15 protein-coding genes are annotated in these 20,347 nt (G+C 61.6%); 7 read left to right on the top strand and 8 right to left on the bottom strand.

Annotation, left to right across the window (positions count from 1 at the left end; genetic code table 11):
- Positions 1-31 precede the first annotated feature (31 nt).
- The 3 genes from ACODS9_RS16490 (at position 32) to ACODS9_RS16480 (ending at position 5,631) form a co-directional block, all read left to right on the top strand.
- Positions 32-2,911, top strand: coding sequence for a ribonucleoside-diphosphate reductase subunit alpha (locus ACODS9_RS16490; protein ID WP_038706633.1), 2,880 nt, complete (start codon positions 32-34; stop codon positions 2,909-2,911).
- A gap of 404 nt (positions 2,912-3,315) precedes the next feature.
- Positions 3,316-3,564 carry a hypothetical protein gene (locus ACODS9_RS16485; RefSeq protein WP_186655384.1) on the top strand — a complete coding sequence of 83 codons (249 nt, stop codon included), beginning with the start codon at positions 3,316-3,318 and terminating at the stop codon, positions 3,562-3,564.
- Between the two features lie 816 nt (positions 3,565-4,380).
- Positions 4,381-5,631, top strand: a complete 1,251-nt coding sequence (locus tag ACODS9_RS16480; RefSeq protein ID WP_038706634.1) for a ribonucleotide-diphosphate reductase subunit beta — start codon at positions 4,381-4,383, stop codon at positions 5,629-5,631.
- 56 nt (positions 5,632-5,687) lie between these two features.
- Here ACODS9_RS16480 and ACODS9_RS16475 read toward each other — a convergent pair whose 3' ends face one another.
- Positions 5,688-7,013 carry a hypothetical protein gene (locus ACODS9_RS16475; protein WP_489094306.1) on the bottom strand — a complete coding sequence of 442 codons (1,326 nt, stop codon included), beginning with the start codon at positions 7,011-7,013 and terminating at the stop codon, positions 5,688-5,690.
- Positions 7,014-7,423: 410 nt separating this feature from the next.
- Here ACODS9_RS16475 and ACODS9_RS16470 point away from each other — a divergent pair, with 410 nt between their 5' ends.
- Positions 7,424-7,963, top strand: a complete 540-nt coding sequence (locus tag ACODS9_RS16470; RefSeq protein WP_427595779.1) for a BRO-N domain-containing protein — start codon at positions 7,424-7,426, stop codon at positions 7,961-7,963.
- Between the two features lie 39 nt (positions 7,964-8,002).
- Here ACODS9_RS16470 and ACODS9_RS16465 read toward each other — a convergent pair whose 3' ends face one another.
- Both ACODS9_RS16465 and ACODS9_RS16460 read right to left on the bottom strand, forming a co-directional pair.
- The gene (locus tag ACODS9_RS16465) at positions 8,003-8,323 is read right to left on the bottom strand and encodes a helix-turn-helix domain-containing protein (RefSeq protein ID WP_489094305.1); all 321 of its coding nucleotides are present in this window, start codon (positions 8,321-8,323) and stop codon (positions 8,003-8,005) included.
- Between the two features lie 244 nt (positions 8,324-8,567).
- Positions 8,568-9,038: a GNAT family N-acetyltransferase gene (locus ACODS9_RS16460; RefSeq protein ID WP_489094304.1), complete on the bottom strand. Its 471-nt coding sequence runs from the start codon at positions 9,036-9,038 to the stop codon at positions 8,568-8,570.
- Positions 9,039-9,261: 223 nt separating this feature from the next.
- Between ACODS9_RS16460 and pdxR the strand changes: the two genes are divergently transcribed.
- From pdxR to ACODS9_RS16445, 3 genes are all read left to right on the top strand, one after another.
- On the top strand, positions 9,262-10,743 hold the full coding sequence (gene pdxR / locus ACODS9_RS16455) for a MocR-like pyridoxine biosynthesis transcription factor PdxR (protein WP_489094303.1): 1,482 nt from the start codon (positions 9,262-9,264) through the stop codon (positions 10,741-10,743).
- Positions 10,744-10,951: 208 nt separating this feature from the next.
- Positions 10,952-12,382 (top strand): L-lactate permease, encoded by a 1,431-nt coding sequence (locus tag ACODS9_RS16450; RefSeq protein WP_489094302.1) that lies wholly within the window; start codon positions 10,952-10,954, stop codon positions 12,380-12,382.
- Positions 12,383-12,399: 17 nt separating this feature from the next.
- Positions 12,400-13,830, top strand: coding sequence for an aminotransferase-like domain-containing protein (locus ACODS9_RS16445; RefSeq protein ID WP_489094301.1), 1,431 nt, complete (start codon positions 12,400-12,402; stop codon positions 13,828-13,830).
- A gap of 17 nt (positions 13,831-13,847) precedes the next feature.
- Here the strand turns inward: ACODS9_RS16445 and ACODS9_RS16440 are convergent, their stop codons facing one another.
- From ACODS9_RS16440 to ACODS9_RS16420, 5 genes are all read right to left on the bottom strand, one after another.
- Positions 13,848-14,747 carry a LysR family transcriptional regulator gene (locus ACODS9_RS16440; RefSeq protein WP_046854509.1) on the bottom strand — a complete coding sequence of 300 codons (900 nt, stop codon included), beginning with the start codon at positions 14,745-14,747 and terminating at the stop codon, positions 13,848-13,850.
- 46 nt (positions 14,748-14,793) lie between these two features.
- Positions 14,794-16,809, bottom strand: coding sequence for a 2Fe-2S iron-sulfur cluster-binding protein (locus ACODS9_RS16435; RefSeq protein WP_489094300.1), 2,016 nt, complete (start codon positions 16,807-16,809; stop codon positions 14,794-14,796).
- A gap of 18 nt (positions 16,810-16,827) precedes the next feature.
- Positions 16,828-17,457, bottom strand: a complete 630-nt coding sequence (locus ACODS9_RS16430) for a glutathione S-transferase family protein (RefSeq protein WP_476260445.1) — start codon at positions 17,455-17,457, stop codon at positions 16,828-16,830.
- 177 nt (positions 17,458-17,634) lie between these two features.
- A complete protein-coding gene (locus ACODS9_RS16425; RefSeq protein WP_489094299.1) occupies positions 17,635-18,189 on the bottom strand; it encodes a UPF0149 family protein in 555 nt (184 codons plus the stop codon).
- A gap of 164 nt (positions 18,190-18,353) precedes the next feature.
- Positions 18,354-19,997 (bottom strand): acetolactate synthase large subunit, encoded by a 1,644-nt coding sequence (locus ACODS9_RS16420; protein ID WP_023629316.1) that lies wholly within the window; start codon positions 19,995-19,997, stop codon positions 18,354-18,356.
- Positions 19,998-20,347: the final 350 nt, after the last annotated feature.

Genomic DNA, 20,347 nt, shown 5'->3' with positions numbered 1-20,347 from the left:
AACAAACTAGAAACTGTGGAGACACCCACCCATGCAAACCGACACAACTCGCGAGAACCCGCAGGCCAAGGCGCCTCAGGCCGCCGATTCGAACCAGGATCTGGCCGCCACCGCCCCTGGCCAACTGCGCGTGATCAAGCGTAACGGCACTGTCGTCCCCTACACCGACGACAAGATCACCGTTGCCATCACCAAGGCGTTCCTCGCAGTTGAAGGCGGCACCGCCGCCGCCTCGTCGCGCATCCACGACACCGTCGCGCGCCTGACCGAGCAGGTCACCGCCACGTTCAAGCGTCGCATGCCATCGGGTGGCACCATCCACATCGAAGAAATCCAGGACCAGGTCGAACTGGCCCTGATGCGCGCCGGCGAGCAGAAAGTCGCCCGTGACTACGTCATCTACCGCGACCAGCGTGCCAAGGAGCGTGCTACCCGCTCCAACGCCGACAGCGTGGTCGAGCCGCACCCAAGCATCCGCATCACCCTGGCCGACGGCAGCCTGGCGCCGCTGGACATGGCGCGCCTGAACACCATCATCAGCGAAGCCTGCGAAGGCCTGGCCGAAGTCGATGGCGAGCTGATCCAGCGCGAAACCCTGAAGAACCTGTACGACGGCGTCGCCCTGAAGGACGTCAACACCGCCCTGGTGATGACCGCCCGTACCCTGGTCGAGCGCGAGCCGAACTACTCGTTCGTCACCGCCCGCCTGCTGATGGACACCCTGCGCGCCGAAGGCCTGGGCTTCCTGAACGTCGCCGACAGCGCCACCCACCACGAGATGGCCGACCTGTACGCCAAGGCCCTGCCGGCCTACGTCGAGAAAGGCGTCGAGTTCGAACTGCTCGACCCGGCGCTGAAAGGCTACGACCTGGAGCGCATGGGCAAGGCGATCAACCACGAGCGCGACCAGCAGTTCACCTACCTGGGCCTGCAGACCCTGTACGACCGCTACTTCATCCACAAGGATGGCGTGCGCTTCGAGCTGCCGCAGGTGTTCTTCATGCGTGTGGCCATGGGCCTGGCGCTGGAAGAGAAAGACAAAGAAGCCCGTGCGATCGAGTTCTACAACCTGTTGTCGTCCTTCGACTACATGGCCTCGACCCCGACCCTGTTCAACGCCGGCACCCTGCGTCCGCAGCTGTCGAGCTGCTACCTGACCACCGTGCCGGACGACCTGTCGGGTATCTACCACGCGATCCACGACAACGCCATGCTGTCGAAATTCGCCGGTGGCCTGGGCAACGACTGGACTCCGGTGCGCGCCCTGGGCTCGTACATCAAGGGCACCAACGGCAAGTCGCAAGGCGTCGTGCCGTTCCTGAAAGTGGTCAACGACACCGCCGTCGCCGTGAACCAGGGTGGCAAGCGCAAGGGCGCCGTGTGTGCCTACCTGGAAACCTGGCACCTCGACATCGAAGAATTCATCGAGCTGCGCAAGAACACCGGTGATGACCGTCGTCGTACCCACGACATGAACACCGCCAACTGGATCCCTGACCTGTTCATGAAGCGCGTCTTCGATGACGGCAAGTGGACCCTGTTCTCGCCATCGGAAGTGCCTGATCTGCACGACCTGACCGGCAAGGCCTTCGAAGAGCGCTACGAGTACTACGAAGCCCTGACCGAGTACAACAAGATCAAGGTGTTCAAGACCATCCAGGCCAAAGACCTGTGGCGCAAGATGCTGTCGATGCTGTTCGAGACCGGCCACCCATGGCTGACCTTCAAGGACCCGTGCAACCTGCGCAGCCCGCAGCAGCACGTGGGCGTGGTCCACAGCTCGAACCTGTGCACCGAGATCACCCTGAACACCAACAAGGACGAGATCGCGGTCTGCAACCTGGGCTCGATCAACCTGCCGAACCACATCGTCGACGGCAAGCTGGACACCGCCAAGCTGCAACGCACCGTGAACACCGCCGTGCGCATGCTCGACAACGTGATCGACATCAACTACTACTCGGTGCCGCAAGCGCGTAACTCGAACTTCAAGCACCGCCCGGTCGGCTTAGGGATCATGGGCTTCCAGGACGCGCTGTACCTGCAGCACATCCCGTACGGTTCGGACGCTGCCGTCGAGTTCGCCGACAAGTCGATGGAAGCGGTCAGCTACTACGCGATCCAGGCTTCCTGCGACCTGGCCGACGAGCGCGGCGCTTACGAGACCTTCCAGGGTTCGCTGTGGTCCAAGGGCATCCTGCCGCTGGACTCGCAACAGATCCTGATCGAGGCCCGTGGCCAGAAGTACATCGACGTCGACCTGACCGAGAGCCTGGACTGGGCACCAGTGCGCGAGCGTGTACAAAAAGGTATTCGTAACTCGAACATCATGGCCATCGCGCCGACCGCGACCATCGCCAACATCACCGGCGTGTCGCAGTCCATCGAGCCGACCTACCAGAACCTGTACGTGAAATCGAACCTGTCGGGCGAATTCACCGTGATCAACCCGTACCTGGTCCGCGACCTGAAGGCCCGCGGCCTGTGGGACTCGGTGATGATCAACGACCTGAAGTACTACGATGGTTCCGTGCAGCAGATCGAGCGTATCCCGCAAGAGCTGAAAGACCTGTACGCCACCGCGTTCGAAGTCGAGACCAAGTGGATCGTCGATGCCGCCTCGCGTCGCCAGAAGTGGATCGACCAGGCCCAGTCGCTGAACCTGTACATCGCCGGCGCTTCGGGCAAGAAGCTGGACGTGACCTACCGCATGGCCTGGTACCGTGGTCTGAAGACCACCTACTACCTCCGTGCCCTGGCCGCGACCAGCACCGAGAAGTCGACCATCAACACCGGCAAGCTCAACGCCGTGTCGAGCGGCGGCGACAGCGCCCCGGTCCAGGCCGCGGGCCCAGCCCCGGTACCGAAGGCCTGCGCCATCGACGAGCCGGATTGCGAAGCCTGCCAATAAGTGTCTGAGAAAGTCGGGGCTCTAACCGGCCCCGACTAACCAACACAAGATTGAAAATTTACAGATACGAATGTCAGCCACACTAAATGATTGGTGGTCAGCAAGAAGGACGCTGGGAAAGGTTGGCAGCGATGGCACAAAGGGATTGTGCTGAAAGAATGGTTGATCGCTTATGCGATGACCTACTGGTGTCCAGGGCTGGACACGGAATTGGAAAGCTAGCGAGCGATTGCGTCTGAGTTTGGCGACCTAACGCAATCACCCGCTCCGTCCAAAGCCAAACAGTTACGAGTAGCCTTCGAGGGTGTGCAATTGAGCCTTATTCAGACGAACACGTCAATGGCTCACTGCTCAGTGGTCCCTCGAAGCATGATCCTTAATCATGTCTATAGGTAGGTACCACCATGGCAACAAATAGAAAAAACACCTCCGACAACATCGCCCATCTGGCATCTGAGACGCTTCGAGATCCCAGCGCATCAGCCATCGCAAAAAGCCTTGCCGCGTCGGCATTGGCCCAGGCTCATACCAGTAAACAAACTGGTGCTGCTATGGAGGCCACTGCTTCCAAGGTCCTGCAGAGCGAGAAATACAGTGCAAACAGCAAGTCACTTGCTGCTTCGCTCGTCTCTCAATCGAACAAAGACCGCTAGGGGGCTGCATTATGAAAATTCGAATGGCCCATCTCAGAGAACGGGGACAGAACGGCGGCTGGATTGATTTCGCCGTTTTCGATGCCAAAGCCACCAATGGAGATAACGACGGTCTTCTCCTCCATCTGACAAGCGCGGCACGAGCCCTGGGATTCAGGATCGACCAGTCAGCCCTTGCGTACCGCTTGGGAAGCAGGCTTCAATTCTTTGGCTCGCGTCCGTTGGTCGACTATCTGTCCAAAGCCGGCGTTTCTAAATGGACTCACACGTTAGACGTATAGGCTGGAAAAGTACTCACCCGTAATAATGCTGGTGACGTTGGCCACGGATGGCCCCTCCCTCCCCCTTCCGCAACGCGCGCCCTCACTGGGGCTCCCCCCGCAGGTCTTGCTCAAAATCAACATATGGTGCCTTTTGACAAAAAAAGACACCATATATTGTTGCCCTGAGCTAAACTCCTTTCCCGCTACCACTTGCTAAGCGAACGAACGACCGTCCTTAACGCCGGTCGAAATGTACATCAGACCGGCTCCCGCCGTACCCCTGCGGGTAGTGATTCCGGTATAATGCGCGCCCTTTGAAAGGTCGAAAAAGCTGCCCAATGCAGGCGAAACGCCTGTATCTGTGGCCATGCATTTCCTACTTGTTCCGACATTCCGACAGATCGTGAACAAGTGGTTACTAGCCCGAATAGATTATCGATGCGATGGGAGGTCGGCCTCCCCCACCCAAGCCGAGTGGCATATGCGGTATCGCAAAACCTCTTTCTAAATCCAACGGTTGCCGTAGGTAACCCTCACGCAGGAGCTTAATACGATGCTGAGCTGGGACGAATTCGATAAAGAAGACGGCGAAGTCGCCGCCAAAGGCAACACCGCCGCACAGGCCGCTGCCACCACCACCCTCGACAAGCTCGACAGCGCCGGCGGTGCCGCCGCCCTGGAAGCCCGCGCCGCCACCGCCGCCGACTCCGACGCCGTCAAGCGCGCCAAGGCTGCGCTGGACGCCCTGGACATCGCCGAAGGCCTGGCCGAGCTGGAAGGCTCCTCGGCCCGCGTCGCCGTTGACGAAAAGCGCATGATCAACTGCCGCGCCGACCTAAACCAACTGGTCCCGTTCAAGTACGACTGGGCCTGGCAGAAGTACCTCGACGGCTGCGCCAACCACTGGATGCCGCAAGAGGTCAACATGACCGCCGACATCGCCCTGTGGAAGAGCATGGACGGCCTGACCGAAGACGAGCGCCGCATCGTGATGCGCAACCTCGGCTTCTTCTCCACCGCCGACTCCCTGGTTGCCAACAACCTGGCCCTGGCCGTGTATCGCCTGATCACCAACCCGGAGTGCCGCCAGTACATCCTGCGCCAGGCCTTCGAAGAGGCGATCCACACCCACGCCTACCAGTACTGCATCGAGTCGCTGGGCATGGATGAAGGCGAGATCTTCAACATGTACCACGAGATCCCATCGGTCGCGAAAAAAGCCGCCTGGGGCCTGAAGTACACCCGCGCCATCTCGGACCCGGAGTTCAACACCGGCACCGTCGAAACCGACAAAGAGCTGCTGCGCAACCTGATCGCCTACTACTGCGTGCTGGAAGGCATCTTCTTCTACTGCGGCTTCACCCAGATCCTGTCCATGGGCCGCCGCAACAAGATGACCGGCGTCGCCGAGCAGTTCCAGTACATCCTGCGTGACGAGTCCATGCACCTGAACTTCGGCATCGACGTGATCAACCAGATCAAGATCGAGAACCCGCACCTGTGGGATGCCGCGATGAAGGAAGAGGCTACCCAGATGATTCTGCAGGGTACCCAGCTTGAGATCGAATACGCCCGTGACACCATGCCACGCGGCGTGCTGGGCATGAACGCGGCGATGATGGAGGATTACCTCAAATTCATTGCTAACCGTCGTCTGACCCAGATTGGTCTGAAGGAAGAGTATCCGGGGACTACCAACCCGTTCCCATGGATGAGCGAGATCATGGACTTGAAGAAGGAGAAGAACTTCTTTGAGACTCGGGTTATTGAGTATCAGACTGGTGGGGCGTTGAGCTGGGATTGACTTCCTAAAAAGCTAAAAAAGGCTGCCCAAGGCAGCCTTTTTTGCATTTCATTACTTCAAAGCCTTCTACTTGCTATAGTAAAACTCTCGACATCCTTGAGCAAACTATACTTTTCTTTAGTGCGCTTAGCCAGATCAACCATATCATCGGTCCAATCAATATCTCCAGCTAGGCAAAACACCATCGATTTTCTGGTTGATGCCGCATTGGGCAAGCAAATACCGAATACCATCTTTGCTTCAGGAAACTGCCGCTGCGTGACAAGAATATAGTCTTGAAGATGTACAAAAATATTTTTCTCTAGTTCTTCATCCGTAACATTGTCTGGCACCAGCGGATAAACCAGCCACAAATACATCAACCCTTGCACGCATCTCGATTGCACAGAGCAATACCAAAAAGTTTTAGGCTCCTCATTTACAACACTTTGCAACGCGGCACTAATTACTTGTCTACCCAAGCGCGACTCCGACGCCATAAGCCTGAGGTGCTGCTCATGATAAGGAAAAGGTTGGTTTTGGCCCGCCAGTAACTCTCCAGCTTTATACTCACGGGCTATTTGCTCAATAAATCCATCAACAACATAAGAGCTCTGCCTCTCCTTGTCCCGCTCCTTCCTGAGATCGCTCTCCATATAGTACTCCCAGTAGTCGAAGGGAACCAATTTCCTGCCCTCGACTACTGGATAGCTCTCTATCGGCAAGAAAAAATCTTTGTTTCCTGGCTGACTCATAACGTAGGAGGCAATTAAATCATCCTCACTCCAAATCAGCTCATCATCTACACTCGTTAAAGCTGACTCCTTTCTTCGCAAGTAATCGACAAAGTCCGTGGCGGTATCAAAGCACTCAAATACAGCAGCTATCGCCTGAGAATTGAAAACGTGGACTAAATCCCCAGACTTTGTTCTATTAACCCCTAGTGCAAAAGGAGTTTCTCCTCCTTTATGTCGCCCATCGACTATTAGCTTAGAGGCCCCCACATACTTCAGACAGCCATCCTCACAGCCATGAGCGACCGCTACCAAATGAATTCTTATATCTTTTTTTGAAGGTATATCCAAAGGAAACAACGAAGAAGTATTCGCGTCACTGTAAATTCTTTCAGGAAAATTCCTTAACTGATTAGCCGCGCCTTGCAATTGAGAAATGCTTGATTCAACAGCTCGCTTATACCATCGGCGCCAGCCCACCTCTGCACCTGAAGAATCGCTAAATTTTATGAATTTATCCGAAATCACGACAACATCATTGCCGAACACAACTAAAACATCGCACAACTCCTTCCCCTGTGAATAATAAGGGTTTTCATAAGCCCACATAGAGAGAAAAGTCTTCTTAGCCATTTTTGCCAAGCGTTCCTCAGATACATTTACACTCATAAATAATCCTATAGATCCATATTAAAAACCTAAACCATCTCATGAATTAGAGAAGTTTCCTACACCCCATTTCGTTGACTGAAGAGCCTGTCTGTAATAGTTTCAACGTCGCGCCTAAGAAACGCCTCCACACAGCGGTCCACCCGCTCCCGACAGATGCGGCATTTTCATGCCTGTGGTTTACTACTGCGCGTCTGAAACACTCTGTAATGTCGGGAGTGGGCTAATACAAGACCCGAAAGGGGAATACGTCCGGCCTGCTGTGTGAGGTTTCTTAGCTCCCGACACCCAGCCCTAAGAAAGCTGATTACAGACAAAGGTAACGGAAATGCCTATCGAGACTAGCATTCGCAGGCCTTTCGCACATGCGTCCCGCCTGTTCCACTCCCTCAGGACCAGGGAGGCCAGCCATGACTGACCTCCACGACTCCACCCTCTTCACCCGCCACAACCGCCCCCTCCACACCCTCTGGCTCGAATCCCAAGCTTGGTTCTGCGCCCACGAACTCGGCCGGATGACCGGGCGCTTCTTCGACGAACACTGCATTCGCAAGCTCGACCCGGACCAGCACCGCACCCTGCAGCTGCTGCGCTACGGCCAGTACGGCGAAACCACCATGGTCAGCGAGTCCGGGGCCTATACCCTGCTGGCCCATCATCACATTCCGGAAAACCGCCACCTGCGCCACTGGCTGACCCATGAGGTGGTGGCGGTGCTGCGCGATGGGCAGGACTCGGCGCTGGAAGACCTGCCGCGCCTGGGCAGGATGTGCTGGCCGGGTGGGCATACGGCGAGTCTGTTGTATTGGCAGAGTGAGCCTTGGGTACGAATGCGGGATATGCCGTTGGTGATGGCGGCGGAGTTGCCCGTGGTGGTGCCCGAGCGGCGCAAGCTGAGCTGGAAGGAATGTGCGCAGCGGGCGTTGCGGTTACATGGGGTTGGCGATTGAACCCTGCGATCCAGTGAAAGGGCTGCCATGCAGCCCTGTTCAACCCTGCCCTGACTTCTTCCGGATGCGCTGGCGCTTGGCACCGAGCTCGTAGCGAGCAATGTCGGCTATGCACTCCACCCTCGGCAAAAACAGCGCCTCAAGCTCCTTTCTTCGGCCTAGAACCATCACCACTCGAATCAGGTTCTCAAAACCGACATTACGTCCCGTTTCAAGGTTGGACACAGTATTGGTGCCGATGCCAGCCCGAGCAGCCACTTCCGCTTGCGACATCTGTTGAGCGAGCCGCTCGGTGCGCAAGCGCTCGCACAGCGCCCTCATGAGTTCACTGGGTTTGGTAAGACTTAAATCCAAATTCATGTGTGTTATCTCAATAAATAGTAGTTAAGGCACAAAATATTGGATTAAGTATTGCTCAGCCAGGGAGGGATTCATCTTTCTGAATGGTCTGACAGCACCGTAAGACTCGGGCAGATTTCGAATGGGAATTTCTGATGATTGGGGCATGGGGGCGGCTGTGTGCCACAGGGACCTACACCGCGAAGCCGGTGCCACCCTTCTCGGGACCAGCCCGCTCCCACGCCCTCATCTGCTCACTATGGACCTAGTGAGCAACCTCCAACGGCATCCGGTACTCGATCACCCCCGGCTTCTCGGCAATCCAGTCATACAACCGCTGCGCAGTCTTGTTGGTCTCCTGGGTATGCCAGTACAACCGGTCGCACCGCTGCTGACCGGCCTGGTCCTGGACGAACTCGATCAGCCGCTTGCCGATCATCCTCCCCCGCGCATTCGGGCAAACGTACAGGTCTTCCAGATAACAGAAATCATTACGCCCCCAGGTCGAGCGGTGGAACACATAGTGAACGAAGCCGAAGACTTGCTCGCCGTCCGTGGCCACGGCGCAGTGCATGGGCTCGGCCGGGTCGAAGAAGCGCGCCCAGGTGCGCTCGGTGATGGTTTGGCCCAGGTCCACTTGGTAGAAGGCCTGGTATTGCGCCCAGTAGTCGGACCATGGCTGCAGGTCGGCTTGCTTCACTTCGCGTACGAAAACGGGCAGTTGGGTGGTGGTCATTGTTCAAACCCCTTTTGGACAACACAGCTGAATGAGTGAGGGGGCCGGCCTGCCCGTAGCGCTTGCCTTCCTTGGTGATTGCTTGCGGACCTGGGTTTTATAGCGGATAAATGGCTGGTTTTTACCTGCCAATTATTCTGTAGTTACCAGACCATTTTCACGGGCGCGATCCGTCCCATGATAGGCAGGCACCTTTCAAATCCACGCGCCAAGGACCAGGCCAATGTTCAAACACGCCCAGCTGGAATCGGTAAAAGCCTGGCTAACGGATCCCACCCATGGCGCACTGGCGCGGCATGTGCGCATCCAGCGGGCCATCCGCCAATTGATCCTTGAGGGTGCCCTGCCGGTCGGCAAGCCACTGCCGGCGTCGCGGTCGCTGGCCAGTTCGCTGGGCGTCTCGCGGGACACCGTGGAGTCGGCCTACAGCCAGTTGCACGCCGAAGGCTTTATCGAGCGGCGCGTGGGCAGCGGCAGCTTCGTGTCACAACGGGCCCGCTGCCTGCCGTCGCGCAAGCGCCAGCGGCCGTCACACAGCGAGGCCCCGGTGCAGTTGAGCCGCCGAGGTGAAGCGCTATTGCACAGCGGTGGCGTCCACAACTTCCAATCACCCCGCCCCTTCGCCCCGGGCGTCGCCGAAACCCGCCACTTTCCGTTGGCCATCTGGGAGAAGCTGGAGCGGCAGGTGTACAAGGAATACGGCACCCGTGCCCTGGAACACAGCGAGCCACAGGGCATGCTCGCCTTGCGCAGTGCAATCGCCGACTACCTCAACCTCGAACGCGGCGCGCAGGCATCCGCCGACCGCATCCTGATCCTCACCAGCTCGCAGCAGGCCCTGGGCCTGTGCGCCCAGGTACTCATGGACGCAGGCGACCGGGTGCTGGTCGAGGACCCGCTGTACCAGGGCACCCGCAAGGCCATCAGCGCCGCCGGGCTGCAAGGCGTGCCGGTGCCGGTGGACGCGCACGGCCTGCAGGTGGACGGCATGGCCCAGCTAGCGCCGGATGCCCGGGCGCTGTTCCTCACGCCTTCGCACCAATACCCGACCGGTGCCACCCTTTCGCTGGACCGGCGCCTGAGTGCCATCGAATGGGCGCGCCAGCAGCAAGCGTGGATCATCGAGGACGACTACGACAGCGAGTTCCACTACGCCGGCCGCCCCACCGCCTGCGTGCAGGGCCTGGATTCGCACTCGCGCACGCTGTACATCGGCACCTTCACCAAGTCGCTGGGCGCCGGGCTGCGCATCGGCTACCTGCTGCTGCCACCCCAGCTTGTCGCACCGATGACCGCCGCACGAACGCTGCAGGATGGCCACAACGCATCCATCGCCCAGCTGACCCTGGCCCGGTTCATGGAAGACGGGCACTTCAACGCCCATGTACGGGCCATGCGCAGCCTCTATGCCGAGCGGCGCGACGTGCTGGCGGATCTGGTGCAGCGGCACCTGGGGGCGTTCCTGCGCCCGCAAGTGCCGGTAGGTGGGCTGCAGATGCCCTGCCACTTCGTTCAAAACTTGGCGGAAGACGCAGTGGTCAGGGCGGCACGCGGAGCGGGAATCGATCTGTTGGGGCTGGGCAGCTTGTACGCGGTGCCGAGGAACGATGCCGGCTTGCTGATGGGGTTTGCGCCACTGACGCCCGCTGAGATGAGGGAGGCGGTGGTGAAACTGGAGAAGGTGCTGGCAGGTTTGGCCAGATAACGCCTCGGATTGCAGGCATTAACGGCCAATATCGCAGTCAGTGCCTAGAAATCCAGGCATTGGCGTGAGGGAGGTGCAAACAGGTGGCTTCAACGCCACAAGACCCGAGGCTGTATTGAAAACCCCCCACCCCCTGTATCTATTGCCATCTTTCCCTTCCCTCCACCATCCCTCCCACACTCCCCGGATGGCTAAAGGAACCCGCATCATGGCTGCCCTGCTGCTGCAAATGTCCCCCATAGGCCTGGTGATCGCCCTGATCCTGCTGCTGCGCCGCCCGCCCGTACAGGCCGCGCTGGCCGGCGTGGCCGGTGTCTTGCTGCTGTGGGGCCTGGGCGCCGCGCAGCCGCTGTCGACGGCGGTGTCCGGGGCGATCCTGCAAGACACGCTGATCCTGTTTCTCAGTACCGCCTGCGTGATCGTCCCGGGCCTGGCCTTCGTCATCCTGGTCGAACGCGCCAACGCACCGCAGGCAATTGGCGCCTGGGTGCGCGAGCTGGGCTGGACGCCGCCGATGCAGGTGATCTTCATCGTGCTGGGCCTGGCGCCGCTGCTGGAGGCGATGACCGGGTTCGGCGTATCGCTGATTGCTACCGTGCCGCTGCTGATGGGGCTGTTCTCGCGCCAGGTGGGCATGAAGATGGCGCTGGCCGGCATGGTGGTGATGCCTTGGGGCACGCTCGGGCTGGCGACGGTGATCGGCGCGTTGCTCGCGCATGTGTCGGCGCAGGAGCTGGGCAGCCATTCGGCGTTGGTGAGCGCTCCGGTGTTCCTCTGCCTGGCCGCCGTGGCATTGGGCCTGGCGGGTGTTCGCAGTGTACGGGCATGGCTCGGGCTGGGATTGATCTCGCTGCTGTTCAGCGCGGTGCTGTATGCAGTCAACCGCTGGATCGGGCCGGAAGCCTCGGGTGTGCTGGCCGGGCTGGCAGTGGCCGCGGTCGGCCTGGGTATCTCTTGGGCGCGGCGCGGGGCACTGGTGCGCTGGCCGCAGGCTGCGTGGCCTTACCTGGCCCTGTTGGCAGTGATCATCGCGTCGCGGGCGTTGTTCCTGTTGTCGGGCTGGGACGGGCTGTGGGTGGTACACGGCGCCAACGTGTCGTGGAAGCCGCTGGCTTCGCCGGGGCTGGCCTTGCTGCTGGTGGTGCTGATGATGGTTGGCCGCCAGGGCACGGGCTTCCCGTGGCAGGCGCTGGCCACTCGGGCGCGGTTCCCGGTGGCGACGATCTTCCTGTTCCTGTTGCTGTCCCAGGTGATGGTCAAGGCCGGCTTCCTGGTCGAGGCGCAACGGGCGTTGCAGGCGCTGTCCGGGGTGTCGCTGGCCTCGACTGTGTCGCTGCTGGCGGGGTTGGCCGGCTATGTCACCGGCTCCAATGTCGGCGGCAACACCTTGGTGATGCCCTCCATCGCGGTGCTGTCCACGGTCCACGGCCCGTGGCTGGCGGCGATGGTCAACAGCGCCGCCGGGCATGGCGCGCTGGGTTCGCTGTCGATCCTGTCGCTGATCATCGGGCTGGCCGGGGCCAACCGCGAGGAAGAGCACGGGCTGATCCGCTTCGGCTTTGCCCTGGTGCTGCTGAACATCGTCATCGTGGCTGCAACCGGCGTGGTTTTGCTCTACCTTTCCGGAGCCCCCGCCTGACACGACACAAGGCCCCCATGGACAGCACCCCCAAGCCCGACAAACGCTGGCACACCGTCAACACCTGGCTGCTGCGCCAGATCGACAGCGGCGAATGGCCCACCGGCACGCAACTGCCCTCGGTGCGCGAGCTGGCGCGGCTGTTCGACAGCAGCCTGGCCACGGTGCAACGGGCCTTGGCGGAGTTGGAGGCCAATGCCTATGTGCAGGCCACGCCCCGGGTAGGGTACTTCGTCGCCAAGGGCGCGGCCCAGGTGCAGGGCTTTGACCTGGCCAGTGTCAGCGTCAACGTCAATCACGCGGTGGTCGCCATGCTCGCCCAGGCTGCCAGCAACGGTGGGTTGTCGTTGAGCTCGGCGGTACTGCACGACGAACTCACGCCCCAGGTGCTGCTGAACAAATGCCTGACGACCCTGGCCAGCAAGGCCGATCAGCCGCTGGCCGGCTTGATCGCCCCGCCTGGCCTGCCCTCGCTGCGCCGACGTATCGCCGGGCTGATGCTGCAGCGCGGCGTGGCCTGCGGCCCGGATGAAATCCTGGTGACCTCGGGCGACACCGTGGCCTTGGAGCTTGCCCTCGAGGCCGTGGCCCGGCCGGGCGCCACGGTGGCCATCGAGACCCCCACCTACTACGGCATCCTGCAGACCATCGAACGCCTGGGGATGCGCGCCCTGCCCATGCGCACCCACGCAGGTAGCGGCATGGACCTCGACCACCTGGCATGGGCGCTGAAACGCAAGAAGGTCGATGTGGTCTTCCTCAACCCGACGCTGCAGAACCCTCGCGGCTTCATCATGCCCGACGCCGCGCGGGCCGAGCTTTCGCGCCTGGCGCAGGCGGCGGATGTATCGATCATCGAGGACGACATCTTCTTCGACCTGGTGGACGAGGCGCAGCGCCCGAAGGCGATCAAGCACTACGACGCGACCGGGCAGACGATCTACTGCTCGTCGTTCTCCAAGACAGTGGCGCCGGGCTACCGGTTGGGCTGGTGCGTGGCCGGGCGTTATCGGGACGCGATCCTGGCCCAGCTGTTCTCGCGCAACCTGGCGGTGTCGAGCCTGGCCCAGCGCGTGCTGGACGAGTTCATCGGGCGCGGGTACATGGAGGCACATTGCACGAAGCTGCGTGGGCGGCTGGCGGCGCAGGCCGAGGTGATGGAGGCGCTGGTGCGTTCGGAGTTTGCGCCGGGGACGCGGTATGTGGCGCCTGCTGGAGGATTCATCCACTGGCTCGAATTGCCGGAAGGGACGGATATGGCGGTGTTGCGAGGGCTGGCCGCCGAGCGCGGATGCAAGGTCGGCGACAGCGGGATGTTCTTTGCCGATGGCGATTGTGGCACGGGGCTGCGGGTATGCCTTGGGCGGGTGATTACGCCGGAAGTGATGGGCGGCTTGAAGGTACTGGCGGCGTGTGCGCGACAGGCGCAGGTGCCTTGCCTGAGCTGAGCCGACAGGCCACTCGCTCAGCTCAGGTGCGCATGGCTGCGCAGATGCTCGGCCAGCATGTCGATGAAGGTACGCACCTTGGTCGACCCGTACTTGCTCTCGCGATGCAGGATATGGATCGGCCAGGGCGCTTCCTCGTACTCGGCCAGGATCACCTGCAAGCGCCCGGCCGCGACCTCATCCGCCACCTGGTACGACAGCAGCCGGGCGATCCCGAGCCCGGCACTGGCCGCGGCGATGGCGGCGTCGTTGCTGGTCACGGTCAGGCGCGGCTTCATGCGGATCAGCGTCGGGTCGTCGATGGCGCCGAAACGCCAGTCCGTGCGAGGTGACAGCGTCCCGGCGGCAATGACCTCGTGCTTCTGCAACTCCGAGGGATGCCGCGGCGTGCCATGACGCTCCAGGTATTCGGGCGAGGCGCACAGCAGCCGGCGCATCTTGCCCACCCGTAGCGCCTTCAGGCCCGAGTCGGGCAACTGGCCGATGCGCACGGCCACGTCCATGCCCTCCTCCACCAGGTTCACCACACGGTCGAGGAAGAACGCCGAGACGTCCACCTCGGGGTACTGCTGCAGGTAGCGCACGATGCAGGGCATGACGAACTTCTTGCCGAACAGGATCGGCGCGGTCACCGCCAGGTCGCCCTTGGGCGCGGCATTGATGCCGGCGGCGGCTTCGTTGGCTTCGATAATGCTGGCGAGGATATGCCGGGTGTCTTCCAGATAGCGCCCGCCGGCCTCGGTCAGGCGCACGCTGCGGGTAGTGCGCAGCAGCAGCTTGACCCCGAGCTGCTCCTCCAGGGCGCTGACGGCGCGAGTCACCGCCGCTGGCGAGATGGCCAGACGGCGGGCGGCGGCGGCGAAGCTTTCCAGCTCGCCGACGGCCACGAACACTTTCATCAGGTGAATCTGGTCCATGCCGCGCCCCACACGTTGTCGTGGGGCGATTATCCCTGTGCGCACGCTAGAGCTCCAGCACCACAGCTTGCGCGCCGTCCTCGGCCTGGGCCGGAATCGCGCAACAGATCAGCACGCTACCGGCTTCGGGCAGTTCGGCGGGCGGGTTCGGGTAGTGGACCTGGCCGCTGACCAGCTTGGTCTTGCAGGTGCCGCAGGAGCCACCGCGGCAACTGAAGTCCGGCGACAGGCCACGGCTCTCCGCCAGTTCCAGTAAGGTGCCGCCACCGGGCGCCCAGCGTGCCTCCTTGGCGGAGCTGGCGAAGTACACCGGCACCGGCTCGCTGGCGGGCGGCGGTTGTTGCAGCGTGGGCTGGTTGTCGTCGGTATGGCGGCGCAGGGTCGAAGGGCCGAAGGCTTCGGCATGGATGCGGGCATCGGGGACATGCACCGTGCGCAGCCCCTCGTAGAGATCCTGGGTGAAGCTGGCCGGGCCACACAGGTAGAAGTCGTAGTCGTCCAATGGCAGCGTGGCCTTGATCTGCTCGATGCCCAGGCGGCTGGCGAACGCATAGTCGCGGCCCTGCACGGCTTGGGGTTCGGGCAGGCTCAGGGCGCGGTGAATGCTCAGCAGGCCACCGGCGTGTTGCTGGAGTTCGGCAAGCTCGTGCTGGAACGGCAGGTCGGCCAGCGTGCGGCCACCGTGGAACAGGTAGATGCGTCGCCCCAGCCCCAAGGCCAATTGTTCGCGCAGCATGGCGATCAACGGCGTGATGCCGACGCCCGCCCCGACCAGCACAAGAGGCCGGTCGCTGGTGTGATCGAGGGTGAAGCTGCCCATGGGCAGGCGCACCTGCAAAGGGTCGCCCACCTTCAGTTGTTGGTGCAGGTAGTGTGAGGCAGGCCCCTGCGCCTTGACGCTGATGCGCAGGTGGCCATCGGACGGTGCGCTGGACAGGCTGTAGGTGCGGATCAGCGGTGCCTCTCCATCAACCTGCAAGCGCACGGGAATATGCTGGCCGGGCGCGAAGGCCACCGCCGTACCCTCCTCGGGTTGCAGGTAGAACGAACGGATATCACGGCTTTCCTGCTCGATACGCAGCACGCGCCAGGTCAGCCATTGGCGCTGGCGCTCACGCTGTTGCAGGCGCTCTTGCGCTTCACTCCAGGTGCCGGTCATCAGGCTGGTGGGGGCGTACTCCTGGAAGGCCCAGCGCAACGACACCGCAGCCGGGCGGACCACCACCTGCTCAATGTCGAGGGTCCAGATCCGCTCGGCCCCCTCGAAAGCGCTGATCAGCGGGCTGTCGAGAATCACCTCGGTTCGCCCTGAAACCTGCAGCACATCGCCCGTGGTGAAGTCGACGAACAACAGACCGGCAACCGGGTTGACCAGCAGGTTGCCGAGGGTGTTGAAATGCAGGTTGCCGGCATAGTCGGGGATGGTCAGGCGATTGCCTTCGACCCTGACGAAACCGGGCCGGCCACCCCGGTGGGATACGTCCACGGCACGTTGGCCGTTTTCCTGCTCGACGTAACTGGCAACAAAGAAGGTGTCGGCGTTTTCGATCATGGCGCGGGACGCGGCATCGAGTGCCGATGAATCCCGACGCGCCTGCGGCGGTTCATCGACGCGGGTGTATTCGCGCAGCTGGATGTACTGGGGGCAGTTGCCGAACGACTGCTCGACCACCACCTCCAACTGACCGGCGCCTGCCCGACGGATCAGGCCATTGAGCCGGTTGCGTCGCCGGGTATGCAGCTCGATCCCCAGCAAGCCAATGGCACCGCCATCCACCAGGCCCGGCGTGGCCGGGTCATCAGCGGCAGGCGCGGTGCCGATCAGCAGTTGCCGGGGATCGGGCGAGCTGACGAACCCTTCCGCGCCTTCGAGCAGCGTCGCCCAAGGGGTGCCAGCGGCATCCACGGCAGCGGCCACCAGGAACGGCAACTGCTGGTAGAACGCGCGATGCTGGTCGGGCATGAAGTCGCGGATGACCTTCTGGCCGAACACCTCCATGCGCTCTGCAACACCGACTTGCTCCTGCAGCCGTTTTTCACCTGCATGCCAGGGCGATCGCATGGCGGCATTCCTCTGGGTTCAGAGCGTGGTCTGCAAACCGATGACGGTGCGTGGCATCGGCACGAAGCCCGGCAGCGCCTCGATCCGGGCCAACCAGGCGCGCACATTGGCGTACGGCTCCAGCGATACATTGCCCTCGGGGGCGTGGGCGATGTACGAGTAGTTGGCGATATCGGCGATGGTCGCCTGGTCACCGACCAGGAACGGGCCCTTGGCCAGTTCGGCGTCGATCACCTTGAGCAGGGTATGGGCGCGGCCAATCACTTCGTCGGTGTTGAACGAGGCGCCGAATACAGTCACCAGGCGTGCGGCGGCCGGGCCGAAGGCCAGCGGGCCTGCGGCCACCGACAACCAGCGCTGCACACGGGCGGCGCCGAGCGGATCTTCGGGCAACCAGCGCTCGCCGCCATAAGCCTTGGCCAGATAAACGAGGATGGCGTTGGAGTCAGCGATGACGATGCCGTTGTCATCGATCACCGGCACCTGGCCGAAGGGGTTGATGGCCAGGAACTCGGGCTGCTTGTGTTCACCCTTGGCCAGGTCGACGAACACCAGCTCGGTAGGCAGTTCGAGCAGTGACAACATCAGCTCGATACGGTGGGCGTGGCCGGACTTGGGGAAGTTGTAGAGCTTGATCGGGCTTGGCATGTGCGGGGCTCCAGGTCAGCGCCGGGAGTGGCGCTGCTGGAGGACATGCTGCACTGGATCGACCGGCAGCAGAATCAGTGCTGGGAGCAATCCAGTATTTCGGCAAGTGGAATAATCACGATCGGGGAGCAGGTCGGGTCGCCGCATCGCCGCTCCCACGCACCCGCGGTTACGATCTCAATGCTGGTGCTGTTTCTGGTACTGGTACAACCCCCGCGCCGCCTCGACCACCAGCGGTACACAGGCCTGGCGCTCATCGAAGCTCATCGAGTCAAGCAGCTCGAAGTTGTCTTCCAAACCATGCAACGAAATGGCCTTGAGCAGACGATCCTGCTCTGGCGGCAGCTCGCTCCACTCGGCCACTTGCGTGCCGCGCATGTAGCCGAAGCACCACTCCTCAAGAATGATCGCCGGGCCGTCTTCACTCTCGCCCTCTTCGAACATCGGTTCGAAGCCCTCGAGGTCGGTGGCCAACTCTTCGGCCACCTGGCTGGCATAACGCAGCATCAGCGCGGTATACGCTTCTTCATGGGCAGGCTTCTTGAACTTGGGCACCTTGCCACCGGCGACAGAAGGCAGCCACTGCTCAGGGTTGACCTTGCTGGGGGAGCTGGCCAGAGCAGTGAAGAAACCGTTGAGCTCGGCGAGGTTGAGTACCGAATAATCGTTGCCGTAGGTGATCAGCAGGTCTTCGAGGCGGTCGAGTTCTTTTTCGCTGAGCGCGGGGAGCATGGGGTAGGAGTCCTGAGGAAACAAAATATGGGTGCACCCTAACACATGGGAAAAGCGGCGCAGGCATTCACCGCGCCAATAAAACGATCGCGGGGCAAGCCCGCTCCCACGTTGTTCTTGCACAACGTGGGAGCGGGCTTGCCCCGCGATGAGGGTGCTACGGTTTAGACCGCCAGCGCGCGCTCACGCAGCTCGCTGTTGAGGATGCGGTCGTTCTCGCTGTAGTCGACCGGGCAGTCGATCACGTGCACGCCAGGGGTCTTGATGCAGTGTTCGAGCAGCGGCAGGAAGCCTTCGGCGCTCTCCACGCGGTGGCCATTGGCACCGTAGGCTTCGGCGTATTTGACGAAGTCCGGGTTGCCGTAGTCCAGGCCGAAATCGGTGAAGCCCATGTTGGCCTGCTTCCAGCGGATCATGCCGTAGCCGTCGTCACGCAGGATCACCACGGTGATGTGCATGCCTAAGCGAACTGCCGTTTCCAGCTCCTGGCTGTTCATCATGAAGCCGCCGTCGCCGCAGACCGAGATCACCGGGCGGTCCGGGTAGACCAGGTGCGAGGCCATGGCCGATGGCAGGCCGGCGCCCATGGTCGCCAGGGCGTTGTCCAGCAGCACGGTGTTGGGCTTGTGCGCCTTGTAGTTGCGGGCGAACCAGATCTTGTAGATGCCGTTGTCCAGGGCGACGATGCCTTCGGACGGCAGGGCGCGACGGATGTCAGCAACCATGCGCTGCGGGTAGACCGGGAAGCGGTTGTCGTCGGCGCCTTCGGCGATCTGCGCTTCGTTGGCTTCGCGGATGGCCATCAGGCGGGTGAAGTCCCAGTGGCTGGTGTCGGTCAGCGCTTCGCTGATCTGCCACACGGCGTTGGCGATGTCGCCGATCACTTCCACCTGCGGGAAGTACACGGCATCCACCTCGGCCGAACGGAAGCTCACGTGGATCACTTCGGTACCGCCACGGACCATGAAGAACGGTGGCTTCTCGATCACGTCGTGGCCGATGTTGACGATCAGGTCGGCGGCTTCAACCGCACGATGTACAAAATCGCCGGAGGACAGCGCGGCGTTGCCCAGGAAGCGCGGGTGGCGCTCGTCGACCACACCTTTGCCCATCTGGGTGGTGATGAACGGGATGCCGGTCTTGTCGATCAGTTGCTTGAGGACCTTTGCGGTCATCTTGCGGTTGGCGCCGGCGCCGATCACCAGGATCGGGTTACGGGCGTTCTGCAGTTTCTGCACGGCGGCTTCGATGGCCACGTGCTCGGCCAGCGGGCGACGGTGCAGGCTGCGCGGGATCGGCAGGGCGTCGGTCTGCTCGGCGGCGATGTCTTCCGGCAGTTCCAGGTGCACGGCGCCCGGCTTCTCTTCTTCAGCCAGGCGGAAGGCTTCACGCATGCGCGCAGGGATGTTGTCGGCCGAAGCGAACTGGTGGGTGTACTTGGTGATGGGGTCCATCATGCCGCACACGTCGATGATCTGGAAGCGGCCTTGCTTGGACTTCTTGATCGGCTTCTGGCCGGTGATCATCATCATCGGCATGCCGCCCAGGTAGGCGTAGGCGCTGGCGGTCACCAGGTTGGTCGCGCCAGGGCCGAGGGTCGACAGGCTGACGCCGGTCTTGCCGGTCAGGCGGCCATAGGTGGCGGCCATGAAGCCCGCGGATTGTTCGTGGCGGGTCAGTACCAGCTTGATCTTCGACTTGCGCAGGGACTCGAGCAGGTCGAGGTTTTCCTCACCAGGAATGCCGAACACATACTCGACACCTTCGTTTTCCAGGCATTGCACAACGACATCGGCGGCCTTGGCCATCTTGCTTCTAACCTCAAGTAATAGGACGGTGAAAGTCCAGAAATGCGCAGCACGGTACGCTGGCATCGCTCGGTCCGGGTGCCAGGATTGCCCCGAACCTAAGCCTTGACGCAGGGTAGGTGCGGGGAAGTCACTTAATGTGACGGCAATATTGTCGCACCTGTGACGAGGCGGTGTGAGGTAGCCGACTAGCAAAGGATATTTGCGGTGAACGCAGGGATGTCTGCGATGAAGCCAATCTGCCATAGAGAGCGCCGCTGACGCGGCGCATCGCCGGCAAGCCGGCTCCACAGCATTTTCCGGGCACAAAGACAAAACCCCTACCTGCTCGCGCAGATAGGGGTTTTGCG

This window comes from Pseudomonas sp. FG36, assembly GCF_057809275.1.
This window is presented reverse-complemented; position numbering and strand designations above follow the sequence as displayed.